The sequence below is a fragment of the Sphaerisporangium corydalis genome (assembly GCF_025506355.1).
GTDB lineage: Bacteria > Actinomycetota > Actinomycetes > Streptosporangiales > Streptosporangiaceae > Sphaerisporangium > Sphaerisporangium corydalis.
Window position 1 is genome coordinate 37,873 of record NZ_JANZYP010000058.1, and the last position, 22,961, is coordinate 60,833.

The window sequence follows — 22,961 nt, forward strand, 5'->3', positions numbered from 1 at the left end:
CGGGCAGTTTTTCCAAGGCCTCCCGGCCCCTCCGCCTCCCCGCCGACATCGCCCTGCCACCATCGCTCCAGCTCCTGACCTCCGTCGCCCTCGGCCCTGTTGGGCCCCAGGTCGGATCCCCTTCGTCGTCGTAGTGTCCTTTCACCACGGCGCCGACGCGGTGGGGAGTGGTACGGCGAATCCGGCGCCGTTGTGCGGCGACCGGCCGGTCAAAGGTCCTCGCCTTCGGCTCGGGCAGTTTTTCCAAGGCCTCCCGGCCCTTCCGCCCCCCTGCCCCCATCGCCTGGCCGCAGGCGGGATCCCCTTCGTCGTCGTAGTGTCCTTTCACCACGGCGCCGACGCGGTGGGGAGTGGTACGGCGAATCCGGCGCCGTCGTGCGGCGACCGGCCGGTCCGTTCTCCCGGCTAGGCACCGGTCCTTACCAACCACGCCGCCCAGCGCGGCCCGCTTACCCCTAAGCACCTTCCGATTGACAAAATAATTTTTTACGTACAGGATGATTTTTGTGATGAGAGACCTCCTGTACCTGGAGCGCGTCGAGCAGGCCGAGACGCTGCTCAAACCGCAGCGCATCGAGGTGCTGCGGCAGTTGGCCGAGCCGCGCTCGTGCACCGAGGTCGCCGCCCGGCTGGACCAGACCCAGCAGCGCGTCTACTACCACGTCAAGCGGCTCGTAGAACACGGCCTCGTCACCCAGGTCGCCGAGCGCCGGGTGCGCGGCATCAACGAGGGCGTCTACCAGGCCACCGCGCGCGCCTACTGGCTCTCCCCCCGACTCGTCGGCCGGATCGGCCGGCCCCAGGAACGCGACGAGGCCAGCCTCGGCTACCTCCTCGACCTCATGGAAGAGGTCCAATCCGATGTCGCCGCCCTCCATACCCAAGCGGCCCGCCGAGCCGCCCGGCGCCGCGAAGCGGACCACCAGGCGGCCCGGCACGCCGAAGGGCCGCACGCGGACGAGTTGGACGCGGGGGAGTCGGGCGCGCTCGAGCCGCATACGGACGGGCCGCATACGGACGGGCCGCATACGGATGAGCCGAACCCGGACGAGCCGGAGCTGCCGTCACTCGGTGTCTCCGGTGAGATCCGGGTGCGGCCGGACCGGCGCCCCGAGTTCATGGCCGACCTGAAGGCCGCCCTGCAGGACCTCTTCGCCAGATACGGCGGCGCAGAAGGTGACGCGTTCAAACTCGCCGTCGCCTGCTACCCCGACCGCCAACGCGACGAAGACGACAGAAGCCGACAAGGAGAAGCCCGATGACCACCATGAAGAAGAGCCTCCGGATCGCCGCCCCGCCGCGCGCGGTACATCGTGCTCTCACCGACCCGGCGGCGTTGCGGGTCTGGCTCGCCGAGCACGCCGAGGTGGACCTGCCCGGCAGCTACCGGTTCTGGGGTCGCTTCACCCCGGACGGCGAAGCGCCGCACCAGCGCCTGCTGCACGCCGACGACGGCTCGCTGCGCTTCTCCTGGGAGCTCGACGGCGTTCCCACCATCGTCGACATCGCACTGACCGCCGAGCCGGGACCGGGTGGGGAAAGCGGGTCGACCCTGCTGACGCTCACCCAGACCGAGGTGCCCGGCTGGCCCGAGCTGCTGACGGACGGCGGCGACCGCGGCCTGATGCACACCTACTGGGCGCTGGCCCTGGCCAACCTGGCCGACTACGCCGAGGGGCGGGAACCCATCGCGCGGTGCGACTTCACCAGCGCGGTGCTGCGCGGCGAGGTGCTGATCGACGCCGATCGGCTCGCGGTCTACGAGTCGCTGACCGAGCCGGAGCGGTTCTCCCGGTGGTTCGGCGTGAAGCTCGACGCCGAGCTGCGCCCGGGGGGTCGCTGGGCGATGGGCGGGTTCGAGGCGAACAGCGAACCCGCGCACATCATCGACATCCAGCCGGGGCGTTCGATGTCGGTCGACTGGGGCGAGATGGTGGAGTCCTGGGAGCTGGCCGACTCGGCGGGGCACACCCGGCTGACGTTCGTCCACAGTGGATTCGACGAAACCCGGCCGCCGTACGACGGCTGGATGGGCTGGCTCGCGGGCCTGGCGGAACTGCGCCGCTACCACGAGGTCAAGAACTGGCGCACGATGTGGGTCGAGGTACACCTCGAAGGCATCCCGCAGGGACTCCTGACGATCAACTAGCCGACACTCCTCCACCGGCGACCACGCGTCCGACGACCACACTCACCAAGGCCTGTGTCAAAGCCTCCGCCAGACCTCCGGCGGCGCCTTCGACACAGGCCTTTTGTCCGCTCCCCAGCGAGTCCGCCCCCGGCGCCGATGTGTGGCGGCCGACCGGTGAACCGGCCAAGGACCGCGAGTGCGTGGCTTTCTCACCGGTTTCTTATATGCGAGACCCTATAGTACTAGTACGGTAGATAAATGGAGGAACGGTGATCGAGTTCTACCGGGATGCCAAGTCCGGACGTTCGCCGTACCAGCAGCTCGTCCAGCAGGTGCGGCACGCGCTGCGGCTCGGGCTGTTGCGGGAGGGCGACCGGCCCCCTCCGGCTGGAACTGCGGCGCCGGCTGGCCAAGGCCCGCCGCGCCGGTCTTGACGACGAGAGCATCGAGGCCCTTTTCATGACAACCTTTCGGACCGCCTCTCAGGAGGACATAGCGTGACCGCTGTCTTGGAGGCCCAGGCACTGGGCAAGAAGTACGGCCGGCACTGGGCGCTGCGCGAGTGCACCATCGACATCCCGGCGGGACACGTCGTGGGGCTGGTGGGCCCCAACGGAGCCGGCAAGACCACGCTGCTGAAGCTGGCCGGCGGCCAGCTCGAACCGACGGCGGGCGAGATCACCGTGCTGGGCGGGCGGCCCGGGGGCACGCCCGCCCAGCTCGCCAGGGTCGGGTTCGTCGCCCAGGAGACCCCCGTCTACGCGGCACTGACCATCGCCGACCACCTCCGGCTGGGCGCACGGCTCAACCCCCGCTGGGACGCCACCATGGCGGAGGACCGCATCGCGCGGCTCGGCCTCGCCCCCAAGCACCGGGTGGGCAAGCTGTCGGGCGGCCAGCGCGCCCAGCTCGCCCTGACCCTGGGCCTGGCCAAACGGCCCGAGCTGCTGATCCTGGACGAGCCCGTGGCCTCCCTCGACCCGCTGGCCCGCCGGGAGTTCCTGCAAGGGCTGATGGAGGCCACCGCCGAGCACGAGTTCAGCGTCGTCCTCTCCTCCCACCTGGTCTCCGACCTGGAACGGGTCTGCGACTACCTGATCGTCCTCATCGACTCCCGGGTCCAGGTGGCCGGGGAGGTCGACCGGCTGCTGGCCACCCACCACCGCCTCACCGGCCCGCGCCTCGACCCCGACCGGCTCCCCGCCGACCAGCACGTCATCTCCGCCGGCCACACCGACCGGCAGAGCACGTTGGTGGTCCATACCGACTCCCCGATCCACGACCCCGCCTGGACGGTCACCCAGCTCAGCCTGGAGGACCTCGTCCTGGCCTACATGGAGCAGCGCGCCGCCGAGAACCGGCGAGTGGCTCTGGAGGTGCAGAGATGACCTGGCTGACCTGGCGTCAGTTCCGCGGTTCGGCCGTGATGACGGCCGCCCTGCTCGTCGTCCTCACCACCACCCTGGCCCTGACCGGCCCGAACATGGCCTCCGGCTACACCACCGGCATCGCCGCCTGCACCCAGGACGACACCTGCGGCCGCTTCTACGACCGGTTCTTCGGCCAGTACGACATGCCCTTCATGGCCGTCAGCCTCATCGTGCTGCTCCTGCCCGCCCTCGTCGGGCTCTTCTGGGGGGCACCGCTGATCACACGCGAGCTGGAGGCGGGCACCCACCTGCTGGTGTGGAACCAGAGCGTCACCCGCGTCCGCTGGCTGGCGGTCAAACTCGGGGTCGTCGGCCTGGCGGCCATGGCCGCCGCCTGCGTGTGCGGCCTCGCGGTGACCTGGTGGTCGGACCCCCTGGACAAGTCGGCCCCGGGGAACCTGGCCCTGATGACCCCCCTGGTGTTCGGCGCGCGCGGCATCGCCCCGGTGGGGTACGCGGCCTTCGCCTTCGTCCTGGGCGTGACCGTGGGCATGCTGGTCCGCCGCACGCTGCCCGCGATGGCCCTCACCCTGGCGGTCTTCGTCGCGATCCAGCTCGCCATGCCGCTGCTGGTCCGGCCCCACCTGATGCCCCCGGTCACCTCGACCTTCGAGCTCAGCGAGGCGAACGTGGACGGGCTGGGCGTGTCACGGGACGAAGGCGGAAAGGTGCGCGTCTCCCTGGAGACCGCCGTTCCCGGTGACACGGGCGCCTGGGTCCTGGCCAACACGATGGTCGATCCGTCCGGACGTACGCTCGGCGGTGCCGGTGGAGGTGGCGGCGGCCGTGACGGTGGCGGGGGTGAAGGCTCCGTCCCGATCTCCACGACCTCGGGACCCTGCGCACCGACGCAGGCGCAGGGCCTGGGCACGTGCCTTGTCGAGATCAACCGGCTCGGCTACCGGCAGCAGGCGACGTACCAGCCCCTCGCCCGCTTCTGGCCCTTCCAGTGGATCGAGACCGGCATCTACGCCGTCCTCACCCTCGGCCTCACGTGGTTCGCCTTCTGGTGGATCCGCAGGCGCCTGTCATGACCGCCCTCAGGACCACCGCCGCCGGGCTCGCCATCCTCCTGGCGGCGGCCTGCACCGCGCCGGCACCGCCGCGCGGCCAGGCGGGCACGGCGGCCGGCGCGGTCTGCACACAGCCCCAGGGCCCCCCGGCCGCGGAGACGGCCACCACGATCGACGTCATCGAGCAGGCGTACTTCTGCATCCTCGGCAAGTACTACAGCGGCGCCACACTGGACGCCCGCGCCCTGCTGACCGCCGGATTCGTCGCCCTGACCCAGGAGCTCAACCGCGACGGGCGCGACCTGCCCGAGGCGACCATGCCCGCGCTGACCGGCGACCGCAAGGCCGACTGGACCGCCTTCGAGACCGCCTACCGGAAGGTCACCGACCAGGTCCCCACCCTCCGCGACAAGCTGGCCGTCGTCACCCTGGAGGCCATGGTGGCCGCCCTCGGCGACGACCACGCCCGCTGGGCGCACGACCTCAAGCGCCCGCCCGACTACTACGACGGCGACGATTACGGCCTCGGTCTCCGGGCGAACGTCAACGGCTCGCAGGCGGAGGGCAACCCCGGCACCGCCCTCCCCCCGTTGTTCGTCACCGTCGTCCAGGGCGGCGCCGCGAAGGCCGCCGGGCTGCGCCCCGGCGACATCATCGAATCGGTCGACGGATCGGCGCCCTTCGCCGGCGGCAGGGCCACCCCCGCGATCGCCGCCCTCTACCCGCGGTACCCGCAGGCCCGCCCGGTCCGGGTTCGGCTCCTGCGGCAGACCACCGGCCGCCGCTGGACGGTCACGCTCAAACCCGGCCTCTACCAGCGGGACCTGGCCACCCTTCAGGTGGTGCGGTCGAAGCTGCTGGACGACGACATCGCCTACGTACGGCTGACCGGATTCGCCCCCGACGTCGCGAACAGGGTCTTCACGGCGATATCCCGGCTGCGCACCGGCAGGACGCTGTCCGGCGTCGTGCTGGACCTGCGCGGCAACGGCGGCGGCAGTCCCGTGGAGGCGACCCGGCTGCTGAGCGCGTTCGTCCACGGCAAGGTGACCGCCTACCAGTGCACCGTGGACGCCAGATGCGAGATCGGGCGGACCGATGACACCGTCGAGCTGCTCGGCCTGCCGCTGGTGACGCTCACCGACCGCGGCTGCGCCTCGGCGTGCGAGCACTTCAGCTCCGCGGTCAAGGATCTGCGCATCGGCCTGCTGGTGGGCACCAGGACCGCGGGGCTCATCTCCGGCCCGGCGCAGTCGTACCTGCTCGCCAACAACACCGCCCTGGGCTTCCCCGCCAGGCACCACCTGGGGCCCGATCACGAGGTGATCGACCGGATCGGCGTGCCGCCCGACCACTACGTGCCCCTGACCCCGAAGGACGCGGCCGCCGGGCGCGACCCGGCGCTGGCCAAGGCCCTGGCCTTGCTGCACAAGTGAATGGACCTCCCGATGAGACAGATCCTGGCCGTTGCCGCGGGACTGGCCGTCCTCGCCGCGACCGCCTGCTCCGCGCCGGTTCCACCCCGGTCCGGCGGCGGCCCGTCGGCCACGCCCACCGGGCCCGCCGTCCTGCCCGCCCCCACCGGCACCCATCCGGTCGGCACCACCGCCCTGTACCTGAAGGACACCTCACGTCCCGACCCCTGGAACCTCGACGTCCAGGTCAGGGAGCTCAAGGTCACCCTGTGGTACCCGGCCGGACGGAGCGACGGGCGTCGCGCGCCGTACATGACGCCGAAGGAGTCCGAACTCCTCATGAAAGGCTCCGGGATCGCGACGGTGCCGTACGACACGCTGAGCAAGACGCGCACCAACGCCGTCCAGGACGCCGCCCCTGTGGGGCGGAGGCTTCCCCTGGTGGTGCTCTCACCCGGCTTCACCAAGCCGATGAGCACGCTCACGGCCCTGGCCGAGGACCTGGCCGGCCGGGGGTACGTCGTGGCCGGGATCGACCACACCTACGAGAGCTACGCCACCACCTTCCCCGGCGGGCGGGTCGCCGAATGCCTGGCCTGTGACAGTGACACCGACCCTGGCTTCGGCACGGGGGTGGTCCAGGGGCGGGCGGCCGACGCCTCGTACGTCCTCGACGAGCTGACCACGAAGTGGGATCGTTCCGGACTGATCGATCCCGCCAGGATCGCGATGGTGGGCCAGTCGATCGGCGGGGCCGCCGCCATGGCGACCATGGTGAAGGACTCCCGTGTACGCGCCGGAATCGACATGGACGGCACCACCTACGCCCGGATCCCCAAGGGCGGGTTCACCCGGCCGTTCATGTTCATGGGTGCGCCGCCGCACGTCCCCGGGGGGCGCGACGCCACGTGGGACCGCGACTGGAAGCTGCTGACCGGGTGGAAACGCTGGGTCGTGCTGACGGGCGCGGACCACGCGTCCTTCACCGACCTCCCGCTGCTGTCGGGCGCCCTCGGCCTCAAGCCCCTCCCCGGCGCCCTGCCCTGGGCGCGCTCCGCCGAGCTGACCCGCACGTACGTGGCGGCCTTCCTCGACCAGCACCTCAAATCACAACGTCAACCCCTGCTGGACAAACCCTCGACCCGCTACCCGGAGGTCAAATTCTGCCCCGCCACCTGCGCCCAACCCTGAAAGGTCCTCGCCTTCGGCTCGGGCGGTTTTCCAAGGACTCCCGGCCCTTCCGCCCCCCGCCTTCCCCGGTCGCGAGCCCGCTACATAGCCCGCCGTCCACGATGCGACCCAGGCCGCCTGACCACGACGCCACCGGTTTCTTCGCGTTGGGCGGTCGTTTTCCGGTCGTTTGGATTGGGGGGTGGGGGAGGGGGACCATGCTTGGTGACAATGGGTCGCTGATCGGTGACCCATTGTTTCGGAGGTGGTCGTGGGCGGGTCGGGGCGGGGTGTGGGGCGTCCGGAGTTGGCGCGGGCGCGCAGGCGGCTGGGCATGAGCCAGGACGCGATGGCGGAGGCGCTGTGGGTGTCGCCGACGACGTGGGGCCGGTGGGAGCGGGGCAGGCAGGAGATCCGGCCGGTGTACCGGGCGCGGATGGCCGAGGTGTTCGGCGTGGATCCGGTCGAGGTGGAGCGGTGGGTGGAGGGCGGGGAGCCGGTCGATACGGAAGCCTGGCTGTGTCCGGACTTCAGCGACTTGTCGCTCGCGGCTACCGTCGAGGCGGCCAGACGACTGTGGAGGTACGACGTGGATCCGGAACGGCGTCATCTGCTCGCCGCCATGCCGTTCGTCCCCGCCGCCCTCGGGAGCTGGCTGTCGGCTTGGAGTTATGGCGCTCCCGTCGCCTCTGCCGCGAGTCAAGGTTCCGGGCCTGTCGTCGGCCTCTCGGACGTCAAGCGGATCGTTGAGGCGCGGCAGGCGTTCGGGCAGATGGATCACCAGTTCGGTGCCGGACTCGTGCGCCCGGCTGTGGTCGACTACCTGAACACGACCGTCGCGCCGCTGCTCCGAGGCCGTTACAACGACAGGGTCGGTGCCGAGCTGATGACTGCCGCCGCCGCGATGACTGAGATGGCAGGTTGGACGGCTTTCGACCTGGACCATCACGGGCAGGCCCAGTACTACTTCGGCCAGGCGCTCAAGCTGGCGAAGTCGGGGGACGATGCTCTGACGGGTGCGTTGGTCCTGGAGAGCATGACGCATCAAGCACTGCACCTGAATCAGTCTGCCCAGGCGGTATGGCTGACCAGGGCCGCTGTGGAAACGGCCCGCCGCGTTCAGGCGCCCCCGCGCGTAATCGCCATGTCGCTGGTGGACGGAGCATGGGCCGCGGCGCTGCACACCCGACCGGCCGAGACCGGTGACACGCACAGCGCAAAAAGGATCGAACTTCAACTCGTCCAAGCGGAGCGGGTGTTCGCCCAGGGAACCACGGATCGGGATCCAGACTGGGCCGCTTGGAACGACGAACCAGAGCTCATCGCCCGGATGGGTATGTGCTGGAACCTGCTCGGCCAGCACAAGCGCGCGACCGACTGCGCGGAGCTGGCGGTACGGGAATTCACACAGGACCGTCCCCGATCGGCCCAGCTCAACCTGGTGAACGCGGCAGAGGCATATCTGGACATGGGGGAGGTGGAACAGGCCATCGACTCGGCCCGAAAAGCCATCCCGGGGGCGAGGTCGCTGACGTCCGTCCGGGCCGTCGAGCGTGTCCGGAAGTTCTCCGACCGCCTTGAGCCCTACGCCACCACCGTCCAGGTCAAGGAGTTCCGCGCCCACCTGGCAGACCAGCTCGCCTCCTGAACCTCGTTCTCACGCGCACGGCCGCAAAGGAGTTCCGCGCCCGCTTGGCAGATCGGTTCGCCTGCTGAGGCTGGGTCTCACGTGCGCGGCGTCATAGGAGTTTCACGCCACCTGGTCGGCCGACTTGCCTCACGGGCTTCGGGCTTCACGTGCGTGGCCGCTGCCGAAAAGCTTTTCAGTGGGTTCGTTTTTTTTCTGTCCTTCGCGGTAGCCGCTGAGAGCAGCTTGCCGAAAAGCTTTTCGTGAGTCAGGGTGGCCACACGCCGGGATCGAGGATCTCGCCTGGGCCGATGAAGGCGCCACTCGGGACCCCTGGAGATCGTCATCCTGCACTCGTTCCCGTGACACGGAGGATGTGCATCAATGAAACGGTTATCCGCCGCCATCTCGACGCTCACGGCCCTCGTGGCCTGCCTGATCACGATGGTGGCCGTCCCCCCGGCCGGCGCGGCGACCACGTTCACCTCGGTGGCCGTGAACCAGAACGGCGGCAACTGCCTGGACCTGCCCAACGGTTCCACCGCCAACGGCGTCCAGCTCACTCAGCGGGCCTGCGGCGGCGGCGCCAACCAGAACTTCACCTTCACCCCGGTGAGCGGAACCACCGACCAGTACACCATCGGCGCGCCGGCCGCCGGCAAGTGCGTGGACGTCTACGGCGCCTCCACCGCCGACAACGCCACGGTCATCTCGTGGAGCTGCTCCACGGGTGACAACCAGAAGTTCCGCCTGGTCGCGGTGACGGTCACCGGAACCGACAGGACCTTCCGCCTGCAGGCGGTGCACTCCGGCAAGTGCGTCGTCCCGGCGGGCGGCTCGTCGGCCGCGGGCACCGGCCTCGTCCAGTCGCCCTGCGACGCGGTGTCCTCACGGGTCTGGCGGCTGCCGAACCACACCAGCGGCGGTGGCGGTCCGGCCACGCCCCCGGAAAAGACGGTCCGGGTGTACTGGCTGAAGCCGTCCGACGTGGCGTTCGACCAGCGGTGGCCGGACGGCATCGCCGGCGTCATGCGGGAGGCGCAGCGGTACTACAAGCAGGAACTGGGCAAGACGTTCACGCTCAACAGCACCGTGGTCGAGGTCGTCAACGGCGACCACGTGAAGAGCTGGTACGAGACCACGCCCAACGGGAGCGACCCGTACTGGTGGACCGTGTTCAACATGCAGCAGGAGCTGCTCAGGAAGCTGAGCCTGCGCGCGCCGGACCCGCGCTGGATCAACGTGGGTGAGATCAGCGCGGAGGGCTCCGGCGCGGGTGGCGGCGGCGGGGGCGGCTGGGTGGTGCTCAACCAGCACGACGCCGACGGCGCCGCGGGCGTGAACGGCCCGATGAACCGCTGGTACGGCGGCATGGTCCACGAACTGGGCCACGCCTTCGGCCTGCCCGACTCGTCGTCCACCGACGGCACACCGATGTCCGCGTCGTTCTACGCCTACCCGAACACCCACTTCAGCCAGAGCCAGAAGAACCAGATCCTGAACGGCCCGTACGGCGCCTTCCTGACCTGACCTGATCTGACCTGGGCAGATCGGACGCCCGCGCCCGGGGTCGGACGAGCTCCAGAGATTGGACTACTGGAGCTCGGCCGACCCGCCCAGCGGGACGCGGGCGTAGTCGGTCCCGCCCTTCGCCCCCAGCCACCAGTCGAAGGTCTCGATGCCGACCTCGTTGAGGTGCGCGTCGTGGATGGGGATCGCGCGGGCCGGGCCGACCGCCCGGACGAACTCGATGACCTCGCCGAGTTTCACCCACGGGCCGGAGACCGGGACCAGCAGCGTGCCGACCGTCTCCTCGGGGACGAACAGCGAGTCACCGGGATGGTAGACGCCCTCGACGATGAAGCCGATGTTCGGGCAGCCGGGCAGGCCGTCCACGATCTCGGCGTGCTCGCCGCCGACGGCCCGTACGCTGAACCCGGCCGCGGTGAAGGTGTCACCCGCCGCGACGGCGGTCACGCCCTCACCGAGATCCGCCGCCAGGGCGGCATGGGTGTGGACGGTCAGCGCGGGGTTGCCCTCACGGGCCGCCTTCAGTTTGTCGGCGTCGATGTGGTCGTCGTGCTCGTGGGTGATGAGCACGGCGGTGGCGCCGGACAGCGCCTCCATCTCCGACAGGGTGCCCGGGTCGATCACGAGCACCCGGTCGCCGTCCTCGATCCGCACACACGCGTGGCCGTACTTTGTCAGACGCATTCGATCAACCTACCGTCCCCCTCTCGGACGGGGCGGGCGCCCCGGGGCCATCGGCGCATCCCGGACGCCGCCGCCGGTCACCGGTGGGGAGGGCGAAGGCGACGGCCTTGGCCGGGGTACCCGTGGCGTGGGTCGTCGTGAGGTAGGCGTCGCATCGCCCCTGGGAGAGCTCGCGGACCAGGAGCAGGCCGCGCCCGTCCTCCGCGAGCGCGTCGGGCGAGTCCTGGACGCGGGGCCGGCTCAGGACGGCGGGGATCCAGCGCAGGTCGGGGTCCCCGTCCACGACCTCACACCACGTGGGGACGCCGCCCACCACCAGGACCCGGATCTCGTACGGTGGCCGGCCGTGCTTCTCGCAGTTGGCGGCCAGCTCGCTGACGACGATCTCGGCGTCGGCGACCTCGCCGGCGGTCACCCCCGCCGCCCGGAGCACCTCCCGTACGACCTCGCGTGCCCGGCGGCAGGCCGAACCGGGCAGCAGGGGCGTGACCAGCACGCCGACCTCGGCGTGGACCTCGGCGTGGACCTCGTGTGCCGGGCCGGGCGGGTGGTGGGGGGTCGGTCGCATGGGCGTGCTCCTGGGTCGACGGTGAACGTGATGAGCAGGAGACGCCATCCGGCGGCGCGGCGGCAGGTCACCACGAGGGCATCGCCCTTCGCCGCGCCGCCCGGCGCGCGCGTACGACCTCCGCCGCCCGCCGTCCGGATCACCGCGCCGGGCACGTCGTTTTCCGGTCGTTCGGCCCAGGGACGGACGGGGTCGACCAATGCCTGATGACAATGGGGTTCGGACTGTGACGGCGGGCCTTTGGTGAGGGGCCGATCGGCGACGGAACCTGCGGATGCCGGTGCGGAGCGGGCCCATAGGATCGCCGGCATGACGCTGCGACCTGTTCAGGTGAACGTGAAGGCTCTTGATCATTCGGCGGTCGGCCGGTTCTGGGCGGAGGCGCTCGGCTGGAGTGTTTTCGGCGGTATGACCACTTACGCCGGACCCGCCGGCGACTTCGTCTGGCCGGACCCGGTCTTCGTCGGCGTCGACGTCGTTCCCGTCCCGGAGCCCAAGACGGCGACGAAGAACCGTGTGCACCTCGATCTCGCGACCACCTCGGCGGACCATCAGGCGGAGCTGGTCGCGCGCCTCCAGGCTCTCGGTGCGACGCCCGCCGATGTGGGCCAGGGCGACGTGCCGTGGGTGGTGCTGGCCGACCCGGAGGGCAACGAGTTCTGCGTGCTGGAGCCCCGGGAGCTCTACCGGGACACCGGGCCGATCGCCGCGGTGGTCGTCGACTGCGCCGACCCGCAGGCCATGGCCCGGTTCTGGGGCGAGGCGATCGACTGGACCCTGCACGAGGTGACCGAAGATCACGCGCGGCTGCGCTCCGCCAAGGGCGGCGGCCCGTACCTGGAGTTCCTCCGCACGCCCGGCGTGAAGACCGTGCCGGACCGCGTCCACCTCGACCTGCTGCCGTACCCCGGCGACGACAAGGCGGCGGAGGCGGACCGGCTGCGGGCCCTCGGCGCCACCGACCTCGACCTCGGCCAGGGCGACGTGCCGTGGACGTGCCTGGCCGACCCGGAGGGCCACGAGTTCTGCGTCCTGGCCCTGCCCTGACGCCTCCGGGGCCGACGCCGGTCAGGCGCCCTGTGCCCGCGCCTCCTGGGCCCGGATCGTCCCGGTCAGGGAGGTGCCGAGGGACCCGTTGAGTTCGTTCCACGCAAGGACTTTGGGGAGGGCCGGTGAGTTCCGGGAGGCCCGGCGGTCCTAAGCGGTGAACCGTCCGAGAAGCGATGAAGGAGACCGATATGGAAGCCAGAGAGCCGGTCGCCGAGCTGGACGCCCGGTACAGCGACCCGAAGGCGACCGCGACCCCGTGGGCGGAGGCGCGCGGGCTGCTCCAGGGCGCCGGGACCTTCTGGCTGTCGACCGTGCGCCCCGACGGACGTCCGCACGTCACCCCGCTGCTGGGCATCTGGGCCGAGGGCGCGATGTACTTCTGCACCGGCCCGGCCGAGCGCAAGGCCGCCAACCTCGCCGCGAACCCGCACTGCGTCCTCACCACCGGGTGCAACTCCCTCACCGAGGGTTTGGACGTCGTGGTCGAGGGCGACGCGACGGTGGTCGGCGACGACGCCCTGCTGCGGCGCCTCGCCGGGGCCTACGAGGAGAAGTACGGCCAGAACTGGCACTTCGACGTGCGCGACGGCGCGTTCCACGGCGAGGGCGGCCGGGCCCTGGTGTACGAGGTCGCCCCCTCCAAGGTCCTCGGCTTCGCCAAGGACCCTTACGGCCAGACCCGCTGGCGCTTCTGATACCTCGTTCGGCCCAGGCGATCCCTTCTGGGGCGGGTGCCCAGCGCGCGGGCGAACAGGATGGCTCATCGCAAGGTGTACAACGTATACCTCATGGTATACGTTGTACACCATGCAGACGGGGGAGAAGATCGTCGAGGCGGCGCGGGGCATCCTGGTCAGCGAGGGGGCCCAGGCCGTGACCATGCGGCGGGTGGCCGAGGCGGTCGGCGTCACGGCCATGGCGATCTACAAGCACCACCGCAACCGGGAGGCGCTCCTCGGCGCGGTGGCCGACCGGACGTTCCGTGACCTGGCCGAGGGGTGGGGGACACGGGTCCCCGAGGGCGGCTGGGAGGCGCGCGTCGATGGCCTCATGCACGACTTCCTCGACTTCGCGCTGGGCAGCCCGCACCTGTACGCGTTCCTGATGACCGACCGCCGGGAACAGGCCAGGCGCTTCCCCGACGACTTCAAGGGCGGCGGGTCGCCGGCGTTCGACCGCCTGGTCGAGCTGGTCGAGGAGGGCATGCGCGCCGGTGTGCTGCGCGAGGACGACCCACTGGAGGTCTCCCTGGCGATGACATCGTCCACTCAGGGCCTCGTGCACCTCTACCTCGGCGGCCGCATCGGCCTGCCGGAGACCGAGTTCCGCGCCCTGTGCGCCCGCATGGTCGGGAGGATCCTCGATGGCGTCCGGGCGTAGGCGATCATGGCTCGTGCTGGCCGCGACCCTGCTGGTCCTCACCGGCGCGGCGGGATGGGGCGGCTGGTACGGCAGCGACCAGGCGATCAAGGTCGTGCGCTGGGGCGGCGGCGCCGACAGCGTGCTCGCCTCGGGGAACGGCACCGTGACCCTCACGGACTCGCCGAGGACCCGCAAGCCCGGGACGTACTGGTTCGAATGGACCGGCGCCTTCACGATGTTCGGCGACATCGTGTCGCGGGCCCCCGGCCGGGTGACGCGCAAGGTGATCGGCGGCGGCACCCCGTCCGTCGGAACCTCGGGCGCCTTCAACGCGGTCGCGCCCGGCGACCCCAAGGTCACCTGGGGCATCGACTACTCCGAGATCATGGTTCCGACCGAGCTCGGGCCCGCCCCCGCGTGGTACGTCCCAGGGAAGGGATCCACCTGGGTCGTCGCCGTTCACGGGCAGAACGGGCGGCGCAAGGCGGAACTGGCGGTGCTCCCGGTCGTTCATCGGCTCGGCCTGCCGTTCCTCGACATCACCTACCGCAACGACGAGGGCGCCCCCGCGTCGCCCGACGGGCTCCTGCACCTCGGCGACGCCGAATGGCGAGACCTCGAAGCCGCCGTCCGCACGGCGCGGAGCATGGGTGCGCGGCGCGTCCTGCTGTACGGCACCTCGATGGGCGGCGTCATCGTCGGTGCGTTCCTGTCCAGGTCGGCGCTGGCGATCACCGTCTCCGCGGTGATCATGGATGCTCCGCCGTACGACTGGGAGCGGGTGGGCCGGTGGTTCGCCGGCAACCAGTTGCACCTGCCGGCCGCCGCCGCGTGGCTGTCCGATCGGGTCGTGGAGTGGCGGACGGGCGTCGACCTGGCCAGGCTCGACCTGCTCACCCACCCGCCCGCCGTCCGGCCGCCCCTGCTCCTGATCCACACCGATGCCGACCTCCAGGTTCCCGTGCAGGCCTCACGCGATCTCGCCGCCGCGGGCGCCCGGCTGAACTGGAAGATCCGGTACGAGGAGTTCCACGGCGGCGACCACACCGAGGCATGGAACGTCGACCGCACGCGCTACGACCGCCTGGTGGGCGACTTCCTGACCCCGTTCAAACCCTGACCGCCCAAGCCCTTGCCCAAGGTCGGCATTCCCTCCCGAAGCCGGGACGTCTTACCTGAGGTCTGGGCGGGTCATGGTCACTTGAGGCCAAGGCAGGTCGCGATCACCCCGGACCAGGGCGGGTGGTGGTCGCCGGGGCGGGGGGGTGCGGTCGCTCGGGTCAGGGCAGGTCGCGGAGGAACTTTCCGAGAGTGGGGGCTATTGCGGAGGGTACGAGGTCGTGGGTCTGGCCGTCGAGCACCTGGAGCTCGGCGTGCGGGACGGCGCCGGCGAGGTCCTGGGCCGCCTGGCGGAGCGCCTCGGGGCTGTCCCCGCCGCAGAGGACCAGGGTGGGGACCGTCAGCGAACCGGTCAGCTCGGCCGGTATCCCGCCTTCGAGGATGAGCGCCTCGTACACCAGGGTGTGGGCCATCTTCTCCAGCGCCGGGCGGAAGGGCGCGTTGCGCATGCGGGTCACGACCTCGGCGGGGATGCCGACCATGTCCGTCTGGAAGTACTCGACCGCCTCACCCCGCCGGCCGGCCGACACCATCTCGCCGAGCCGCGCCACGTGGTCCTGCGGGGGCGCCGAAGGATCGTGCCCGCTGGACGGCGGCGGCTCGTACAACGCCAGCCCGGTCACGCCCCGCCCGCCTGCGGTGCCCTGCTCGCTTGCGGTGCCCTGCTCGCTTGCGGTGCCCTGCTCACCTGCGGTGCTCTGCTCACCTGCGGCGCCCTGCCCGCTTACGGTGCCCTGCTCGTTCGGAGTGTGCTCCCCGCCTACGGTGGCGGTGACCCGTCCGCTCGGGGCGGACTGACCGCTCGCGGTGGCCGTCAGGCTCGCGGTGGCCTTCAGGGCCAGGACCGCGCCGGAGGAGTAGCCGAAGACCGCCGCGGACCCGCCGGCCTCGGTGATGAGGGCCGCGATGTCCTCGATCTCACGCTCGACCGCGTACGGAGCGGTGTCGCCGCTGTCGCCCCGGCCCCGGCGATCGTAGGCGAAGACGGTGAAGTCGCCGGCCAGCGCCTCGGCCAGCGGCATGCCCGTGGACCGCTCGTTGAACGCGCCGACCACCAGGATGACCGGCGGGCCCTCGCCCAGCTTTTCGAACGCGATCGTGGTGCCGTCGGCGGAACGCGTTTCCCGCAGGCCGCTCGGCCCTCTGTCTGCCATCGGAGTCTCCTCCATTCGTGAACGGGGGGGTATCCGCTCCACCGACGCACGGGCCCCGGAGCACCTGTAAAGGGCCCGGCGCGCGGACGGACAGGGGCCACCGCGCGATTCCCGTCAACGGACCCGGCCGGTCCGTTGACCTCGAGCTTAGCCGCAGAGCCGGCCGTCCTCGCGACTTTTCTAGAAACTGTGTTCGAGAGCCTTTCTGACGGGCTAGGCTCCTGAAGGTCTTCGGATATTGCTGGTGGGACGGGGTATGTTACCTTCTACCTATACCCCCTATATGTATTTGAAGGCCATTATCTGGACAACGGGGAAGGGGTCGCCGGTATGGATACCGCCGGGCGAAGGACGTACGGATTCACCCGCGAGGCGCGCGGGCTCACCCGCGAGGCGTTCGGTGTTACACGCGAGCCGTTCGGGGTCGGTCGCGGGCTGTATGTGGTCACACGAGGGGCGTTCGGGGTCATGCGCGACGCGGGAGGTCTCCTATGAGCACGTCACTCAAAGTCGGGGCCTACGCCCTCGGGCTTGTGGTGATCTTCGGCGGGGCGTTCGGTGCAGGCAAGGCGGCCGGCGCCGTGGGCCTGGCGCCGCCACGCTCCACCGAGGCCACGCACACCGCGATGAACCGCCCCGACCTCCCTCCGAGCCGGCACGACACGGCCACCACCACGTCCGACGGCCCAGACGAACACTCCGCGACCGGTGGGCATGGGGAGCATTCCGCGTCGCCGGGCGACGGTGGTCAGGGGCGGGCGGTCGCGGCGCCGATTCCCGGTGGTCTTCAGGTGTCCCAGAACGGCTACACGCTCAGCCCGGTGACGACCACGGTGCGGGCGGGCGAGGCGACGGACTTCCGCTTCACCGTCACGGGTCCCGACGGCAGGCCGGTCACGGCCTACCAGGTGCGTCACGGTAAGAGGCTGCACTTCATCGTGGTCGACCGCGGCCTCGGCACCTTCCGCCACCTTCATCCCTCGCAGGACGCGGGCGGCGTCTGGTCGGTGCGGCTGACGCTGCCCGAGCCGGGGGCGTACCGCGCGTTCGCCGACTTCGCTCCCGAGGGTGGCGAGGCCCTGACGCTGGGAGTCGACCTCGACGCGCCCGGCGACCATACGACCCGGGCGCTGCCCGGCACCGGCCGCACGGTCGTGACCGGCGGCTACACGGTCTCGCTTCGAGGCGACCTGGTCCCCGGACGGTCCAGCGAGCTGACCCTGAACGTCGTCAGGGACGGACGGCCGGTGACCGACCTCCAGCCCTATCTCGGCGCCTACGGGCACCTGGTCGCGCTGCGGGCGGGTGATCTCGCCTACCTCCACGTCCATCCGGACGGCCAGCCGGGCGACGGCAGGACCTCACCGGGCCCGGACGTCACCTTCCACGCCGAGGTCCCCAGCCGAGGCGAATACCGCCTGTTCCTGGACTTCCAGCACAACGGCACCGTCCACACCGCCGCCTTCACCACACGCGCCGGGTGACCCCATGCCGACATCTCCTCCCCCCGCTCCGGCTTCCAGGCATCTGCACGTACCAAGCGACCCGTGACGTACCAGGTGCCGCCGGGCACCGGCTTCGGTGGGGATCGTCGCTTCGAGGGAAGGGTCCGGGGTCAGGGCCGGCGGCTCAGGGGTCTGAGGGTGAGGGCGGAAGGGTCCGGGAGTCCGGGGTGGGCCGTGATGGTGAAGGTGTGCTCCAGCATGGTGAGGCGCAGCAGTCGTCTGACCTTGGGCGGGACCCTGGTCAGCGACAGTAAGCGGCCGGAGTCGGTGGCGTGCCGGCGGCACATCACCAGCGCGGACAACCCCTGGGCGTCGATGAACGACACCCGGGACATCTCGATGACCAAGGGGCCGTCCCCCGCGTGGATGGCATGGTCGACCCCGGCACGCAGTACCGGTTTGCCGGCCATGTCGAGCTCGCCCTGGACAGTGATGATCATTAGCCCGTTGACCTGGGCAACGAGGACCACCAGTGCGTACATCACCGCTCCCGTCACTCGAAGCGCCGGGCAGGGCCAGGTCGGGGCCGCCTCTGACGGCGCCCTGGGCGTTCACCGGGGTCCTGCGCGCCTCACTGACACATCGCACGTGCGCGTGTGTCGCGGGTAGGAGCGGCACGGTTCATCAACCTCGTGATGTCCCACATGATCGATTTGCTACTTTAGGTAATCAATCATATACACAGCGCAGCGTACAGCCTGACGTGCACTTCCGGCCATCCCTTCGAGCTTTCTCCGGATTTGCCACCTTGCCGCAGCTCACCTGCAACACGCCATACGCCCACAGAAGCACCAGGTGCGCGGGAAATCCCGACACTCAGGGGTCGCGGCGCGGGGATTAGGGGGCACGGGGGCGGTGGGGGAGTTGGTGGGGGTGCGGGGTCAGGCAGGGGTGTGGGTGGAGTGGGAGGTGTTCGGGGTGGAGCGTGAGGGTTCGGTGAGGGGGATGGTGATGGTGAAGCGCGCGCCGCCGGTGGGGGAGGCGCCGACCTCGATCGTGCCGCCGTGCGCCTGGACGATGTCGCGGGTGATGGCGAGGCCGAGACCCGTGCCGCCACGGTCGCGGCTGCGGGCCGCGTCCAGGCGGGTGAAGCGCTGGAAGATCCTTTCCCGGTCGGCCAGCGCGATGCCGTCCCCGTCGTCGTCGACGAGGAGCTCCGCGCCGTCCTGGTGCTTGCGCACCTCGACCGACACCGTGTGCCGGGCGTGCCGCTCGGCGTTGTCGAGCAGGTTGGTGATCACTCGCCCGATCTGGGTGTGGATGGCGTCGATGGTCACGTCGGGGGACAGGCGCAGGCGGATCCTGCCCGGGTCCGCCCGCCGGGACACCTCGGCACGGACCGCCGATGACAGGTCGACCGGCTCCTTCGGCCGGAGCACCTCGGCGTCCACCCGCTCCAGCAGCAGCAGGTCGGCGATGATCGACTGCAGCCGGTCGACGTCCCTGAGCGAGTGCCCGAGCAGTTCGGCCAGGTCGGTCTCGCTGGGATGGAGCTGGGCCTCCTCCAGCTGGGCGCGAAGACCCGCCACGGGCGTGCGCAGTTCGTGCGAGGCGTCGGCGGCGAACTGCCGTTGCTGGTTGAGCGCGAGCTCCATCCGGCCCCTGGCGTGCTCCAGCCGTTCCAGGGTGCTGTTGACGGTGCGGGCGAGCCGGGCGATCTCGTCGTCCCCGGAGGTTTCGGGCACGCGGCTGCTGAGGTCGTTGACGTTGATCGCGGCCAGTTCGGCGCGGATGGCCTCCACCGGCCGCAGGGTGCGCTCGGTGACCTTCCAGGTCGTGACCACGGCCAGGATGATCAGGGCGATGCCCTGGGTCAGGAAGATGGCGTTGATCAGCCCTGTCGCGCCTTCGGCGGGGGCCCGCTTGCCGGCGTAGACAACGGGGGAGTCCGGCGCGGAGGTGACACGCAGCGCGGAGAGGCGGACACAGCCCACCGAGCCCTCCGCGCAGTTCTGCACGTCCTCCTGCGGATCCTCCGCGGCGGGCCAGGCCGAGCTGAGCGGCGGCAGGCCACGCGCGGCGGGGGACGAGGCGATCACATGGTGATCGGGCCCCACGACCTGGATCAGGTCGATGCCGGGGACGTCCGACTTGATGGTTGTCTTGAGCTGTCCCAGGCGGTCGGTCGCGGCGGCGATGGTCGCCTCCTTGCGGGCCTCCAGCCAGACGGTGTTCGCCACGGACTGATGTGCAACCACACTGGCCAGCACACCCGAAGGCACCAGTAGAAGGATCGCCAAGAGGCTGACCAGGGCAGTGACCCGTCCGCGGATGGACCGCGGGCGAAATCGCACATGCGTCGGAGGGCGATACGTGTCACGTACGCGATCCTCACCAAACATGATCATTCCCAACCAAGTGGACCCCAATGTGCCTGTTGACCTGGATTGCGGCGTGCCATCAGGCGGCGGCACGGTCTACCGGTCCTGGTGCCCACGACGGGATAGCGCTTTCCAGGCGCCTCACAATGAACCTGTCTTTCCTCGCGTCGTGAGCAGGCCGGTCAACAAGCGCGGGAGCGGGGCGGTCTTGGGGGGTGGAGCCAGGGTGGATCCGCGCCCTGAGGGGCGTCTGCCAGCGGGCTCCGCGGCCTGAACCGGGCCGTTCCATGCCCCCGGCGGATCACGTCGGAGGCGATGCGCTTCTGGAGTTATCTGGAAACACTCAAGTTAGCACGTCAAACCGCCTTTACAAGATCATTCTCAGGCTTTTAGGTAATCCTAACCACGTTGAGCCCTACCCGTGGATGCTGTATACGGAATGCTGGCATTGGCCGCGAACGCGGGTGCCTCCGCCTTGATCGGACCGGGCCGGGGCTCGCGCACGGGGACCTGGGTGCGTTCACGAAGGCGCCGGGGGTGTCGCCCTCGGCGGGCCGGACGTCCGTGCCGTCCGCCGTGCCGCACCGTCGTGTCATCCCCGGTCAGGAGCGTAGGGGGTCACTTCACGGTCGGGCGCGTAGGGGGTCACGTCAAGCGGCGGCGGCTCGTCCAGGGCCAGACAGGCGGCGACCAGCCCACTATACGGCCCCGCTGTCAAGCCGTAGGCGCTCAGACCGGTCGCCACGACCACGCGGCCCCCGGAGCGGCCCTGGAGGCGGCCCAGCAGCGGGATCCCGTCGGCGGTCATCGGGCGGAGCCCGGAGCGGGACTCGACGAGCGTGGCCCCGGCGAGACCGGGCGCCAGCCGGACGGCGCCCGCCAGCACCTCGGCGATGCCGCCGACGGTCACCCTCGAGTCGAACCCGGCGTCCTCGACCGTGGCGCCGAGGACGACGCGGGACCCGGGGAAGCCGAGCAGGTAGGGGCCGCGCCGGGGCAGGATGATCGGCCAGCCGGCCGTCTCGGCCCCCGGGAGCTCGGCGTGGACGATCTGGCCGCGCGCGGGCCCGATCGCGAGCGTGTGGCCGAGGGGAAGGCACAGCTCGCCCGTCCAGGCCCCGGCGGCCACCACGACGGCGTCCGCGTCGATCGGCGAGCCGTCCAGCAGGGGTGTGCCGGTGGCGGTCAGCTCCACGGCGCCGGTCAGCTCCACGGCGCCGCGCCGCAGGGCGGCGCGCATCAGGGTGTCGCGTACGGTCCGGCCGTCGACCCGGGCGGCGCCGCCGACGCGCAGGCCGACCAGGTCGGGGCTCAGCGGCGGGAACACCTCGACGGGGCGGTCGATGACGGTGACCTCCCCCATCTCGGGGGCCGACGGGCGCCGGTGCCGCAGCAGGTTCTCGACCCCGGCCAGCTCGGAGGGGTCCTCGGCCACCAGGATCGCGCCCACGCTCGCGTAGCCGATCTCCGGCTCCCCGTCGCCGTCGCCGTCGAGCAGCTTGGCGAGCACGGGGTAGTAGCGGGCGCCCTCCCGGGCCAGGCGGTACCAGGCCTCGTCACCGTCATGATCCACCCAGGGGCAGACGATGCCGGCGCCCGCGCGGGTGGCCTGGCCGTCGCGCGGGCGGTCGACGACGGTCACCGCCGCACCCCGGATGCTGAGGTGGTATGCGGTGCTCGCTCCGACGATGCCACTTCCGGCGACGACAACGCGATAGGCCATGCCCGAATGATCCCAGGCCCCCTCTCCGAGCGAGACGAGAGGGGGGTGGCGACCGGTGGTACTACATCTTCTGGAAGACGGGGATGAGCTCGGTGAGGACCAGAAGCGCCAGACCGAGGCCGATCAGGTTCACCCGCGGCACGTTGGCGTTGATCGCGGCGAGCAGGAAGGCGACGAAAGCCGCGAGAAGCAGGATCAGCGTCACGGTGTTCATAGGGGGATCCTTACGTAGAGTAGCCCTTCGAATCGCTGAGCTACCCGAGGCCGCCCACCGTAACCTCCAAAGTGATCACGATCAGGTCGCGACGGTCCTGCCCTCCGTCTTCCAGGCCGGACCACCCGCCCACCGGGACCACGGCGGCCCGAAAGCCCGGTCCCCTGTCTCTACTCGCTGAAGACGACCTCTTTGGAAGCCTGGGCGATGGCCGCCTGTGCCTGCTTGGGGAGGCCGAGCCGGTTCCAGGCGAAGATCATGTGGTGGGCGATGGTCGGGCGGAGCCCCCGGGTGAGGCGGCCGTCGCGGTCGAGGTCCGCCAGGACGGCCCCGGCCCGTTCGAAGGCGGCGAACCAGTCGGCGGCGAACTCCAGGGAGCCGCCGGCGCGCAGGGGACCGGTGTCCACGGTGAGCAGCCGGTGCGTGCCGGCTTTGAAACCGTCCCATCGAATGGGGCCGGGGAGGGCGGCCGGGGGTCGCAGATCGGCCGCACGGGCCCAGACGTCGCCTTGCTCGAACCATTCGAGTCCGGCGGCCCGCATCATCGCCGTGAAGAGCAGGAGGGTGAGCTCCCGCCGATCTCCGGGGTCGTGGGCGCCGGACAGGATGTGCCGGCTGTCGGCGTGGAACAGGGCGTGGGCGGTGTCCATGGCCGCGGGCCCGCCGAAGGCGTGTGTCTCGGGTTCGTACACGCTGGTGGTCCACGACCACGGGCCTGGCGTCGTGAGCGCGTCGAAGACGTCGTGGGCCGCCGCGCCGCCGGCGGCCAGGTAGCGGATTCTCCACTGCCGTTTGCGGATGAACCACCACGAGTTGATGAGTTCGGCATGTCCGGCTTCGCGCAGGATGGGGGCGATGCGGGTCGCGGCCAGATGTTCGGCGTCGCGGGGGTCGGCGAAGGTGACGTTGGCTTGGTGCCATGAGTGCCGCATCCGGAGGTCCTTC

At 70.7% G+C, this 22,961-nt stretch carries 21 protein-coding genes; 13 read left to right on the top strand and 8 right to left on the bottom strand.

From position 1 onward, the window contains the following. Positions 1-509 precede the first annotated feature (509 nt). From NYZ98_RS31035 to NYZ98_RS31070, 8 genes are all read left to right on the top strand, one after another. A complete protein-coding gene (locus tag NYZ98_RS31035) occupies positions 510-1,262 on the top strand; it encodes an ArsR/SmtB family transcription factor (RefSeq protein WP_262847138.1) in 753 nt (250 codons plus the stop codon). Beyond that, positions 1,259-2,149, top strand: a complete 891-nt coding sequence (locus NYZ98_RS31040; RefSeq protein WP_262847139.1) for an SRPBCC family protein — start codon at positions 1,259-1,261, stop codon at positions 2,147-2,149. The genes NYZ98_RS31035 and NYZ98_RS31040 overlap by 4 nt, the downstream gene beginning before the upstream one ends. A 479-nt stretch (positions 2,150-2,628) precedes the next feature. Further along, a complete protein-coding gene (locus tag NYZ98_RS31045) occupies positions 2,629-3,519 on the top strand; it encodes an ABC transporter ATP-binding protein (protein ID WP_262847140.1) in 891 nt (296 codons plus the stop codon). Next, a complete protein-coding gene (locus tag NYZ98_RS31050) occupies positions 3,516-4,595 on the top strand; it encodes an ABC transporter permease (RefSeq protein WP_262847141.1) in 1,080 nt (359 codons plus the stop codon). Before NYZ98_RS31045 ends, NYZ98_RS31050 begins: the two co-directional genes overlap by 4 nt. Next, positions 4,592-6,010 carry a S41 family peptidase gene (locus NYZ98_RS31055; protein ID WP_262847142.1) on the top strand — a complete coding sequence of 473 codons (1,419 nt, stop codon included), beginning with the start codon at positions 4,592-4,594 and terminating at the stop codon, positions 6,008-6,010. The genes NYZ98_RS31050 and NYZ98_RS31055 overlap by 4 nt, the downstream gene beginning before the upstream one ends. Before the next feature lie 12 nt (positions 6,011-6,022). After that, positions 6,023-7,180 carry an alpha/beta hydrolase family protein gene (locus NYZ98_RS31060; protein ID WP_262847143.1) on the top strand — a complete coding sequence of 386 codons (1,158 nt, stop codon included), beginning with the start codon at positions 6,023-6,025 and terminating at the stop codon, positions 7,178-7,180. 271 nt (positions 7,181-7,451) lie between these two features. Continuing rightward, complete coding sequence (locus tag NYZ98_RS31065; protein WP_262847167.1) at positions 7,452-8,807, top strand: helix-turn-helix domain-containing protein; 1,356 nt, start codon at positions 7,452-7,454, stop codon at positions 8,805-8,807. Between the two features lie 363 nt (positions 8,808-9,170). Continuing rightward, positions 9,171-10,316 carry an RICIN domain-containing protein gene (locus tag NYZ98_RS31070; protein WP_262847144.1) on the top strand — a complete coding sequence of 382 codons (1,146 nt, stop codon included), beginning with the start codon at positions 9,171-9,173 and terminating at the stop codon, positions 10,314-10,316. A gap of 63 nt (positions 10,317-10,379) precedes the next feature. Here the strand turns inward: NYZ98_RS31070 and NYZ98_RS31075 are convergent, their stop codons facing one another. Both NYZ98_RS31075 and NYZ98_RS31080 read right to left on the bottom strand, forming a co-directional pair. Next, positions 10,380-11,000 carry an MBL fold metallo-hydrolase gene (locus tag NYZ98_RS31075; protein WP_262847145.1) on the bottom strand — a complete coding sequence of 207 codons (621 nt, stop codon included), beginning with the start codon at positions 10,998-11,000 and terminating at the stop codon, positions 10,380-10,382. A gap of 4 nt (positions 11,001-11,004) precedes the next feature. Next, entirely contained in the window at positions 11,005-11,568 is a 564-nt protein-coding gene (locus NYZ98_RS31080; protein ID WP_262847146.1) for an ATP-binding protein, read from the bottom strand. Positions 11,569-11,877: 309 nt separating this feature from the next. On the opposite strand from NYZ98_RS31080, the gene NYZ98_RS31085 reads away from it, so the two are divergent. The 4 genes from NYZ98_RS31085 to NYZ98_RS31100 all read left to right on the top strand — a co-directional run bounded on the left by NYZ98_RS31085 (position 11,878) and on the right by NYZ98_RS31100 (position 15,100). Next, positions 11,878-12,615, top strand: coding sequence for a VOC family protein (locus tag NYZ98_RS31085; protein ID WP_262847147.1), 738 nt, complete (start codon positions 11,878-11,880; stop codon positions 12,613-12,615). Positions 12,616-12,806: 191 nt separating this feature from the next. Then, complete coding sequence (locus NYZ98_RS31090) at positions 12,807-13,313, top strand: pyridoxamine 5'-phosphate oxidase family protein (protein WP_262847148.1); 507 nt, start codon at positions 12,807-12,809, stop codon at positions 13,311-13,313. 112 nt (positions 13,314-13,425) lie between these two features. After that, positions 13,426-13,998: a TetR/AcrR family transcriptional regulator gene (locus NYZ98_RS31095; protein ID WP_262847149.1), complete on the top strand. Its 573-nt coding sequence runs from the start codon at positions 13,426-13,428 to the stop codon at positions 13,996-13,998. Beyond that, the gene (locus NYZ98_RS31100; RefSeq protein ID WP_262847150.1) at positions 13,982-15,100 is read left to right on the top strand and encodes an alpha/beta hydrolase family protein; all 1,119 of its coding nucleotides are present in this window, start codon (positions 13,982-13,984) and stop codon (positions 15,098-15,100) included. Before NYZ98_RS31095 ends, NYZ98_RS31100 begins: the two co-directional genes overlap by 17 nt. 160 nt (positions 15,101-15,260) lie before the next feature. Here the strand turns inward: NYZ98_RS31100 and NYZ98_RS31105 are convergent, their stop codons facing one another. After that, positions 15,261-16,253 carry an alpha/beta fold hydrolase gene (locus NYZ98_RS31105; protein ID WP_262847151.1) on the bottom strand — a complete coding sequence of 331 codons (993 nt, stop codon included), beginning with the start codon at positions 16,251-16,253 and terminating at the stop codon, positions 15,261-15,263. 491 nt (positions 16,254-16,744) lie between these two features. Between NYZ98_RS31105 and NYZ98_RS31110 the strand changes: the two genes are divergently transcribed. Next, entirely contained in the window at positions 16,745-17,737 is a 993-nt protein-coding gene (locus tag NYZ98_RS31110) for a hypothetical protein (RefSeq protein ID WP_262847152.1), read from the top strand. Between the two features lie 131 nt (positions 17,738-17,868). Here NYZ98_RS31110 and NYZ98_RS31115 read toward each other — a convergent pair whose 3' ends face one another. The 5 genes from NYZ98_RS31115 to NYZ98_RS31135 all read right to left on the bottom strand — a co-directional run bounded on the left by NYZ98_RS31115 (position 17,869) and on the right by NYZ98_RS31135 (position 22,948). Further along, a complete protein-coding gene (locus NYZ98_RS31115) occupies positions 17,869-18,240 on the bottom strand; it encodes an STAS domain-containing protein (protein ID WP_262847153.1) in 372 nt (123 codons plus the stop codon). Between the two features lie 399 nt (positions 18,241-18,639). Further along, positions 18,640-19,938 (bottom strand): sensor histidine kinase, encoded by a 1,299-nt coding sequence (locus NYZ98_RS31120; protein ID WP_262847154.1) that lies wholly within the window; start codon positions 19,936-19,938, stop codon positions 18,640-18,642. Between the two features lie 733 nt (positions 19,939-20,671). Next, positions 20,672-21,802: an NAD(P)/FAD-dependent oxidoreductase gene (locus NYZ98_RS31125; RefSeq protein ID WP_262847155.1), complete on the bottom strand. Its 1,131-nt coding sequence runs from the start codon at positions 21,800-21,802 to the stop codon at positions 20,672-20,674. 61 nt (positions 21,803-21,863) lie between these two features. After that, positions 21,864-22,016, bottom strand: a complete 153-nt coding sequence (locus tag NYZ98_RS31130; RefSeq protein WP_262847156.1) for a hypothetical protein — start codon at positions 22,014-22,016, stop codon at positions 21,864-21,866. Between the two features lie 170 nt (positions 22,017-22,186). Continuing rightward, entirely contained in the window at positions 22,187-22,948 is a 762-nt protein-coding gene (locus NYZ98_RS31135; protein ID WP_262847157.1) for a thiopeptide-type bacteriocin biosynthesis protein, read from the bottom strand. Positions 22,949-22,961: the final 13 nt, after the last annotated feature.